The organism is Shewanella sp. 10N.286.52.E4 (assembly GCF_041468785.1).
Lineage (GTDB): Bacteria > Pseudomonadota > Gammaproteobacteria > Enterobacterales > Shewanellaceae > Shewanella > Shewanella electrodiphila.
The window spans coordinates 1-9027 of the sequence record NZ_JBFRJJ010000041.1; the positions used below are offsets into that span (position 1 = coordinate 1).

Consider the following 9027-nt stretch of genomic DNA (forward strand, 5'->3'; position numbering starts at 1 on the left):
GATGCGCATTATAGGCAAATTCTGAAACACCGCAAGGGCTTTTGGTAATAAAAACACAAAAAAAAGATCGCTTGATGAGTTTTTCATCAAAAGCGATCTTTTTTAATCAATTTATACTGTCTTAGGCCTATTTAGCTTGCTCTAACTCAATATTATTAGCGCTATTATTGGAATTGCTGCAAGAACTCTATCGCATTTTCATCATCCCAATCTACATATGTACGAACATATGCCACCAATTCGCCTTCTTTATTCAAGATAAAGGTAGCTGGAATTGTATCTAATGGGAATACTTCACGTAGATTCTGTTTTGCATCATAGTAAGAGTTAAACGAAGGTAAGCCGATTGACTCTAAAAAAGGGCTGACTTGCTTCTTGCCTTCTGCATCTATCGAAATTGGCATCAATACAAAGTCATCTTTACTCAACGTTTGCTCTAAACGATCCAAAGCTGGTAGTTCTCTTACACAAGGTGGGCACCATGTGGCCCACATATTCACAATAACGACTTTTCCTTTATGTTCTTCAAAGTCGACTTCTTTACCTTCTGCATCATTGAATCCAATGTGTGCAATTGGAAAAGGATTCTCAAGGACATTTATTTTGTCCAGTGTAGAATTGCTTACATGCTGCTGTTGCTTTTCCATTCCAGGATAAGCATTAACAGTGATAGTCACTGCTAATGCACTGAGCATGATCGCTTTGATCATGATATTCATTACTTATCATCCAGACTTTGTTTATTTTTCAACAAAGCTTCTAACTCATTACGATCAGCATCAGTCATTTCTGGTGCAGCTGTTGATTTACCACGTTGCTTACGAACTACAACGAGTGCTACATATAGTGCAATCAACATTAGAACAAATGGACCAAGCCACAGAATGTAAGTTTTAGGATCAAGTCTTGGCTTATAAAGAACAAAGTCACCATAGCGGCTTGTCATAAAATCGACAATTTCATCATTACTCTTGCCATCATCTACCATTGTGTAAACCTCAAGACGTAAATCTTGGGCAACTGGTGAGTTAGAATCAATTAAATTTTGATTTTGACATTGTGGGCAACGTAATTCATGCGCCAAACTTAATGCACGTTTTTGGTTATCAGCTGACTTAAATTCATATGTATCAACTGGTGTTGCCATGACATTGAAAGCCAAAACTAAACTTGCCATGAAGCCAACAAGTATTTTAAATGTCTTCATTCTTAAACTCCGTCTTGTTTCGCTTCAGCTTGCAACTCTTGGATCATTGGATAAAGCGTTTCGCTCCATACATTCCTGTCAATAGGACCTGCATAGCGGAAACGAATAATGCCGTTATGATCAACAATAAAACTTTCTGGTGCTCCATAAACCCCTAGGTCTAAACCTAAGCGTCCATCTTTATCAAAAATATTAAGCGTATAAGGATCACCTTCACGGCTTAACTCTCTAATTGCTGGAGCACGCTCATCACGATAGTTAACACCGTAAATCGGTAAAATGTTTTGACGCGCTAACATCATTAAATACGGATGTTCATACTTACAAGCTGGGCACCAAGTTGCCCATACATTAATAAGTGACACTTCGCCTTTAAGATTTTCCTGCGTTAGCATTTCACCCGGTGTTTCGAGACGTTCAAGTTGGAAAGCCGGAACCGGCTTTCCTTCTAGTGCTGAATCGAGCTTTTGCGGATTTAAGAATAACCCCTGATATAGAAAAACTCCCATCCCCAAAAACAATACCAATGGTATAAACAGCACCAACTTTTTCATATTTTCTCCAATAAATTAAGCAGTCGCTAATTTCGCTTCTTTAGTGTCATCTTTCGCGGTTTTAGTTTCTTTCACGCGGTAGCGTTTATCTGATGCAGCTAAGAAACCACCGACCATCATGAAGATAGAACCAATCCAAATCCAACGAACAAACGGCTTGTAATTAAGACGTACTGCAAACTGAGTCATACTTAATGGGTCACCCATAGTGACATAAAGGTCACGGAATAAGCCCCAATCAATACCAGCTTCAGTCATGTCCATTGTACGCACATTATATTGACGACGATCTGGTCTTAATAATGTGACAAACTTGTCATCTTGATAAACTTCTATCTGACCTTGCTGAGCAGTGTAGTTTGGACCGACAACATTTTTAGTTTCAATGTAGTTAAAGGTATAACCAGCTAACTCTTCGCTGATACCTGGGCCCATACGTACGCTTTTCTCAATCGAGTAGTTTGACACCATAGTCGCACCAACGATTGAAACTGCAATACCCATGTGCGCAATTAGCATACCCGTTTCACTACGACCAATCTTATTCAGAGTAAATTTACCATTTACATCTGTAAGCAGGTTATAAGCCGCTCTGAATGTTGCAAGTGAAACCCAAGTTGCCATACCGATACCAAATACAACCCAAAGGTTTAATTCGTTGCCAGCAATGAAAGGCGTTGCTAAACCAACTACTGCTGCAAAAATTGCAGGGATAAGTAACTGACGTTTCAATTCACCCGCTTTAGATTTCTTCCAGCGAATAATTGGACCAATACCCATAAAGCCAAATAGTACTAATACGATTGGTACGAATACAGAGTTAAAATATGGAGGTCCTACAGAAATCTTACCCATACCTAATGCATCAATTAACAGTGGGTATAGCGTACCAAGTAAAACGGTACCAGCTGCCACAGTTAGTAGAACATTACAGACTAATAAGAATGTTTCTTTAGATTTTAATTCAAATCGTGCAGGGCTACTCATTTCACTTGCTCGTAGTGCGAACAAGGTTAAGGAGCCACCGATAGCTAAACCAAGCAATAGTAGAATGAACATACCACGGCTAGGATCTGCTGCGAATGAATGAACTGATGTTAGTACACCTGAACGCACGATAAATGTACCTAACAAGCTTAATGAGAAAGCAAAGATAGATAGCAATACTGTCCAGTTACGGAATGCGCCACGCTTTTCAGTCACGATTAATGAATGAACAAGTGCGGTACCAATTAACCAAGGCATGAATGATGCATTTTCAACTGGATCCCAGAACCACCATCCGCCCCAACCTAGCTCGTAGTATGCCCACCAAGAACCTAGAGAAATACCACCTGTTAGGAATACCCAAGCAGCTAATGTCCAAGGACGAGACCATCTTGCCCAAGCTGAATCTAAACGGCCACTCATAAGCGCTGCAATAGCAAATGCGAAACTAACCGCAAAACCGACATAACCTAGATAAAGCATTGGAGGATGGAAAATAAGCCCTACGTCTTGCAACATTGGGTTTAAGTCACGACCTTCCATAGGAATTGGGAAAATACGCTCGAAAGGACTAGAGGTCAGGATCATGAATAATGAGAACCCAACAATGACCATTGCAAGTACTGCGAGTACGCGTGCAATGAACACTTCTTCCATACCTTTACTAAAGGTTGCAACCGCAGCTGCCCAAACCGTTAGAGAGAATACCCAGAAAAGTAATGAACCTTCGTGGCCACCCCATACAGCTGCAATTTTAAAGAAAATTGGTAGTTGTGAGTTGGAGTGATTTGCGACATAAGCCACAGAGAAGTCATCAACAGCAAAGCTATAGCCTAGGGTGATGACAGAAAGAGTGATAAAAAAGAACATACCGTAACAAATAGGCCAAGCATATCTTACGAGATACTGGTCTTTACGGGCTGCACCAAATAACGGCACGGTCATCAATAGAATGGCGAATGCCAAACCAATAATGAGCGAGAAGTGTCCAAGTTCAGGGATCATGGGTATTCCTCAATTTTAAAAAAGTTGTTCAAGCCATATAAAGGCTAAACAACGCATATCTATCATAATGCTTTAAAACAGTGATATTAACATTAGCTAATACGAATTTGCTTATATTTTAGTAGTTGCTGTTGTTTATGTCTGCCACTTTCGTGCAAAACTGGGTGACTTGTCTCATTCTCAAAAAAATAGAGAGTAAAAACACCCAGTTATCAACTGTTGAACATAGGACATAAAAAGTTCATTTAAGTTTCGTTTGTTTTTTTTATAGGTGATTAATCTGTGAACCAGTGCCCAACTATGACGATTCTGGTTCGGTTATATCGTATATTACTGTTCAATGAATCATCTTTACGTATAATCTAACTTCAAGTCAGGCGGCTAATCCGCTCTGTTTTTTCAGCAACCTAAAAGTGAATATTGAAACAATGACCACATTTTGGATATTTATTGCTCTTGTCGTCGTAATCAGTTTAATGCTGATTTGGGTCCCACATTTTCGTCAGCAAAAAATGTTAGCTGCTGAAGAATCAGGCGTACGTAAGCAAACAAACCTTGAACTATTTAACGAACGTGCAGCTATTCTAGAAAAAGAACTAGAAGATGGCTTATTAGATCAAACTGAGTTTGACGCACTAAAGAAAGAGCTTGAAATCGGCTTATTGCAAGATATGAAGCAAAATGGCGATGACTCTCTTGATACGAAAATTCAAGCTAAAGGGATCTTATGGCCATCATTTATGACCGTTTGTATTCTAGCTATTTCAGCGTACCTCTATCAATCATTAGGTGCTTACGAAGAGCTTGCTAACCCTCCACAAGCAGAGGCTAGCCCACATCAAGGCATGAGCAGCGAGCAAATTATGGCTCAACGCGTACAGATGATGGAGCAACAAGTACAAGCAGATCCTGAAAACAGCCAAGCTTGGTTTAGCTTAGGTCATGCTTATATTTCAGCTAATCAATTTGATCAAGCAATTGCTTCATTTGATAAAGTAATGGAATTAGTCGGTACTGCAGCAGAATTACTTGGGCCTAAAGCAACGGCAATGTATTACAAGAATGGCCAAGAAATGAATCCTCAAATTCAGGCATTGGTTGATCAGTCACTGGCATTAGACGCACAAGACCCATCAACATTACTACTTGTTGGTATGGACTCATTCTTTACCGCTGATTACCAAGCAGCAATCAACGCATGGCAAACTATTTTAGATAGTGGCCGCAGTGACATTGATCGCACAGCAGTAATGAATGCAATCGAATCTGCTAACATGCGTATTCAAGCTGAAACAGGCGAAATGCCAAATGACAGCAACCACAACCCAATGACGCAAGCTGCACCAACAGCTAAAACCGTTGATGTTGAAATTGCGATTTCACCAGAATTAGCTGATCAAGTTAGCTCTACTGATATGGTATTTATCTTTGCACGTTCAACGCAAGGACCTAAAGTACCTTTAGCTGCAACTAAAATCAGTGCTAACAGCCTTCCTGTTACAGTGACATTAGATGACTCAACTTCAATGGGTGGTGACGTTAAACTTAGCAGTGCCCAAAATGTTGAAATTATCGCAGTGTTATCTAAGCACGGTAGTGTGAAAGCGCAAACTGGAGACTTGAAAGGTGTTGTTGCATCTGTTGCAGTCGGTGAAGAAGCTAAACTAATGCTTGATACTGTTGTTCAATAAACAGTTTTTATAGACATTAAAAAACCGGCTAGTAGCCGGTTTTTTTATGAGTATCTAAAATTACTTAGACATGAACTCAATCGCTTTTTGGTAATCTTCATCAGTACAATCAGTACACATACCACCTGGAGGCATAGCGCCTTTACCAGTTTTAATTGTAGAAATTAGTGTGTCCATACCCGCCGCTAAACGAGGCTCCCATGCAGCAGCATCGTGCGCTTTTGGTGCACCAGCAACTCCCATGCTGTGACATACTTGACACGCTTTGTTGTAAACTGCTTCGCCATCTTGAGCGAAAACGTTTGTAGACAAAGTCAATGCAGCAACTGCAGTCATTGCTAATAATTTTTTCATGTTCATCGTTCCTAATGCAAATAAATTCAAAGCTCAATGCCACCTTTCAAAGCAGGTAGACTTATTTAATCGTCATCAGATTACTACAAACTTCAATAAAACTCACCTTTTTGTGATAAGAATCTCACCTTCATACTCAAATTAAGACAATAAAACTGTATTGAGTAATATATTAGAGAATCATGAAAAAGTTCACATTAGATGTATTTTATTGGAACCACTTCAAATACCTAGCACATAGATGGGTTGAATGCTAAACCCTTAATTGTGTTTATGATAATATTGATTTTGTATTCATCCTCAACACGTAAAAAGAGGGCTCAGTGACAGACAACAATCAGCAGCAAGTTTTAGTCAGGGCAAATGAACTGACGTGCATTCGTGAAGACCGTATTCTGTTTGATCAATTAAGCTTCGAAATTAATGCAGGTGATATTGTCCAAATTGAAGGCCCTAATGGTGCTGGTAAAACCAGCCTGTTGCGCATCATTGCTGGCTTATCTCGACCTTATGCTGGCGAGATTCAGTATATTGATACCGATATCAATCAATGTCGTGACGAGTTTAATGAAGATTTACTTTATCTTGGACACCTCGCTGGTGTTAAAAGCGAGTTAACAGCAAATGAAAACCTTAACTTCAATTTAAGGTTAAGTGGATATAATGATTTTGATAGTTATGATTTGCTCGCCAAAGTTAACTTAGGTGGCTTCGAAGAGGCTCTCGCTGGACATTTATCAGCAGGCCAACACAGAAGAACAGCCCTAGCCCGTCTCTGGCACACCAATTGTCGAATCTGGATCCTTGATGAACCATTTACAGCAATTGATAAAAAAGGTGTAGAAGAGTTGGAACAATTGTTTATTAAGCACACTCAAAGTGGTGGTTGCGTTATTATGACGACACACCAAGATATGAGTCTCATCACTGATGAAGTGCTTCGTAAGATCAAACTAGACTATCGCTTCGTATAAGGTACAACAATGAAAAGAGGCATCAGTTACACCCAAGCATTTCTGACATTGTTGCAGCGTGATTTAAAAATTGCGATTAGGCATCGTGGGGATATTTTTAATCCACTTTTATTCTTTGTCTTAGTCGTGACATTATTTCCTTTAGGAATTGGACCTGAACCACAGGTTCTGTCGCGCGTTGCACCTGGTATCATATGGGTTGCTGCGTTATTGGCATCCATGTTGTCACTAGAGCGATTATTTAAAGCAGATTTTAATGATGGTAGCTTAGAGCAGATGCTACTAAGCCCACAGCCTTTACCAATATTGGTATTATCGAAAGTATTGGCTCACTGGATTTTAACTGGTGTACCATTGATATTAGTAGCACCTTTATTAGCAGTCTTGTTACATTTAGAAAGTAATAGCTATACTGCACTCATATTAACGCTAACTGTGGGCACGCCCGTCTTATCGTTACTTGGTGCAATTGGTGTGGCGTTAACTGTTGGGTTACGCAAGGGTGGAGTATTACTTAGCTTATTAATTTTACCACTGTATATACCCGTACTAATTTTTGCTACCAGCGCTATTGATGCTGCTGGTTTAAATTTACCTTATACCGGACAACTTGCCATTATTGGCGCCATGTTGGTCGGATCATTAATTATGGCACCATTTGCAATTGGTGCTTCATTACGAGTGAGTACAAACTGATATGTGGAAATGGCTTCATTCATACGCTGATCCCGAGCGTGCATACAAACTAGCATCAACGCTTTTACCTTGGTTTGCGTTTTCTGCCATCTTATTGATAAGTGTTGGAACCATCTGGGGAATGTTATTTGCCCCAATGGACTACCAACAAGGCGAGAGCTTCAGAATTATTTATATTCACGTGCCATCTGCTTCAATGTCTATGGCCGCATATATGGCGATGGCATCAGCCTCATTTGTCGGTATCGTTTGGCAAATTAAAACGGCTGACTGGGTAGCAGCATCAATTGCACCTATTGGCGCCGTCATTACCTTTATTGCGCTATTAACTGGTGCTGCATGGGGTAAACCTATGTGGGGCACATGGTGGGTTTGGGATGCACGCTTAACATCAGAACTAGTGCTATTATTCTTATACCTTGGTGTTATTTCTCTTTATGCATCATTTGAAGATAAAGTGCTTGCAGCTCGTGCAGCAGGCATATTAGCCATCGTTGGTGTTATTAATATCCCAATCATTAAATACTCAGTTGATTGGTGGAGTAGCTTACACCAACCAGCCACCATCAAAATCACAGAAAAATCAGCTATGCCAATGGAAATGTTAGCGCCGCTGCTTATCAATATATTCGGTTTTGGCTTAATGATTGGTGCAATCACTTTGGTGCGCTATAAAGCAGAAATTTTAGCAAGAAATGGCATGCGCCCTTGGGTTAGAGAATTAGCAAAAGCGGAGGCATCTAAATGATCCAGTTCGAATCATTGTCAGAATTTTTAAATATGGGCGGTTATGCATTTTATGTATGGTTGTCATACGGTGTTACCTTCGGAAGCTTAGGGATCTTATTATTCTTAAGCCTTCGCCAGAAAAGATCCGTCTTACTCGAGATATCTAAAAAGATGGAACGAGAAGACCGCCTTAAAGAAACTAGGAGTAGTAGATAGTGAACTCTAGACGTAAAAAAAGACTCACACTTGCCGTCGCATTAATTGCAGGTGTAGCAGGTATCGCATCATTACTTTTGTATGCATTAAACTCTAACTTAAACTTATTTTTTACCCCTTACGAAATTGTAAACGGTAAAAAAGACACTGGTGAAAAGCCTGAAATTGGTCAGCGTATTCGAGTAGGTGGAATGGTAACTGTTGGAACAATGGTTAGAGATCCAGAAAGCTTGCACGTAGAATTTGAAATTCATGATGCTTTTGGTGGTGCAATTACTGTTACTTTTGATGACTTACTGCCTGATTTATTCCGTGAAGGACAAGGTATTGTCGCTCAAGGCGTATTAATCAAGCCTGACACTATCGAAGCAACTGAAGTACTGGCGAAGCATGATGAAAACTACATGCCTCCAGAAGTTGCTGAAGCCATGGGTCAAACTCATGAGAAGCTAGACTACTCTGAGCAAAAACAAACTGAAGGTTACAAATACCAATAAGTTTTAACGTTCATACTAGAATGCCAATCAATCGATTGGCATTTTTTTTATCTACTGAACGGCCAGCATTTCCAAATTATATTTCTACCATTTCATTTGAGCCAGTGAGCCAGTGAG

At 39.8% G+C, this 9027-nt stretch carries 11 protein-coding genes; 6 read left to right on the forward strand and 5 right to left on the reverse strand.

The annotated features are described in order from the left end of the window. Positions 1-164: 164 nt before the first annotated feature. From AB4153_RS18630 to AB4153_RS18645, 4 genes are read right to left on the reverse strand one after another with little or no spacing between them, the layout of a single operon-like run. Positions 165-719 carry a TlpA disulfide reductase family protein gene (locus AB4153_RS18630; protein WP_102529598.1) on the reverse strand — a complete coding sequence of 185 codons (555 nt, stop codon included), beginning with the start codon at positions 717-719 and terminating at the stop codon, positions 165-167. Continuing rightward, the gene (gene nrfF, locus AB4153_RS18635; protein ID WP_102529599.1) at positions 719-1207 is read right to left on the reverse strand and encodes a heme lyase NrfEFG subunit NrfF; all 489 of its coding nucleotides are present in this window, start codon (positions 1205-1207) and stop codon (positions 719-721) included. The genes AB4153_RS18630 and nrfF overlap by 1 nt, the downstream gene beginning before the upstream one ends. A 2-nt stretch (positions 1208-1209) precedes the next feature. Further along, positions 1210-1761: a DsbE family thiol:disulfide interchange protein gene (locus AB4153_RS18640; RefSeq protein ID WP_102529600.1), complete on the reverse strand. Its 552-nt coding sequence runs from the start codon at positions 1759-1761 to the stop codon at positions 1210-1212. A 15-nt stretch (positions 1762-1776) separates the two neighbouring features. Further along, positions 1777-3753 carry a heme lyase CcmF/NrfE family subunit gene (locus AB4153_RS18645; RefSeq protein ID WP_371998359.1) on the reverse strand — a complete coding sequence of 659 codons (1977 nt, stop codon included), beginning with the start codon at positions 3751-3753 and terminating at the stop codon, positions 1777-1779. 428 nt (positions 3754-4181) lie between these two features. Between AB4153_RS18645 and ccmI the strand changes: the two genes are divergently transcribed. Next, positions 4182-5444: a c-type cytochrome biogenesis protein CcmI gene (gene ccmI, locus AB4153_RS18650; protein WP_371998360.1), complete on the forward strand. Its 1263-nt coding sequence runs from the start codon at positions 4182-4184 to the stop codon at positions 5442-5444. Between the two features lie 60 nt (positions 5445-5504). On the opposite strand, the gene AB4153_RS18655 is transcribed toward ccmI, so the two are convergent. Continuing rightward, positions 5505-5798, reverse strand: coding sequence for a cytochrome c5 family protein (locus AB4153_RS18655; protein WP_102529603.1), 294 nt, complete (start codon positions 5796-5798; stop codon positions 5505-5507). Positions 5799-6121: 323 nt separating this feature from the next. On the opposite strand from AB4153_RS18655, the gene ccmA reads away from it, so the two are divergent. From ccmA to ccmE, 5 genes are read left to right on the forward strand one after another with little or no spacing between them, the layout of a single operon-like run. After that, a complete protein-coding gene (gene ccmA / locus AB4153_RS18660; RefSeq protein ID WP_102529604.1) occupies positions 6122-6772 on the forward strand; it encodes a cytochrome c biogenesis heme-transporting ATPase CcmA in 651 nt (216 codons plus the stop codon). 9 nt (positions 6773-6781) lie between these two features. Then, on the forward strand, positions 6782-7468 hold the full coding sequence (ccmB, locus tag AB4153_RS18665; RefSeq protein WP_102529605.1) for a heme exporter protein CcmB: 687 nt from the start codon (positions 6782-6784) through the stop codon (positions 7466-7468). A 1-nt stretch (position 7469) separates the two neighbouring features. Next, positions 7470-8216: a heme ABC transporter permease gene (locus AB4153_RS18670; protein ID WP_102529606.1), complete on the forward strand. Its 747-nt coding sequence runs from the start codon at positions 7470-7472 to the stop codon at positions 8214-8216. Next, a complete protein-coding gene (gene ccmD / locus AB4153_RS18675; protein ID WP_102529608.1) occupies positions 8216-8413 on the forward strand; it encodes a heme exporter protein CcmD in 198 nt (65 codons plus the stop codon). Before AB4153_RS18670 ends, ccmD begins: the two co-directional genes overlap by 1 nt. Further along, on the forward strand, positions 8413-8910 hold the full coding sequence (gene ccmE / locus AB4153_RS18680) for a cytochrome c maturation protein CcmE (RefSeq protein WP_102529607.1): 498 nt from the start codon (positions 8413-8415) through the stop codon (positions 8908-8910). Before ccmD ends, ccmE begins: the two co-directional genes overlap by 1 nt. Positions 8911-9027 lie beyond the last annotated feature (117 nt).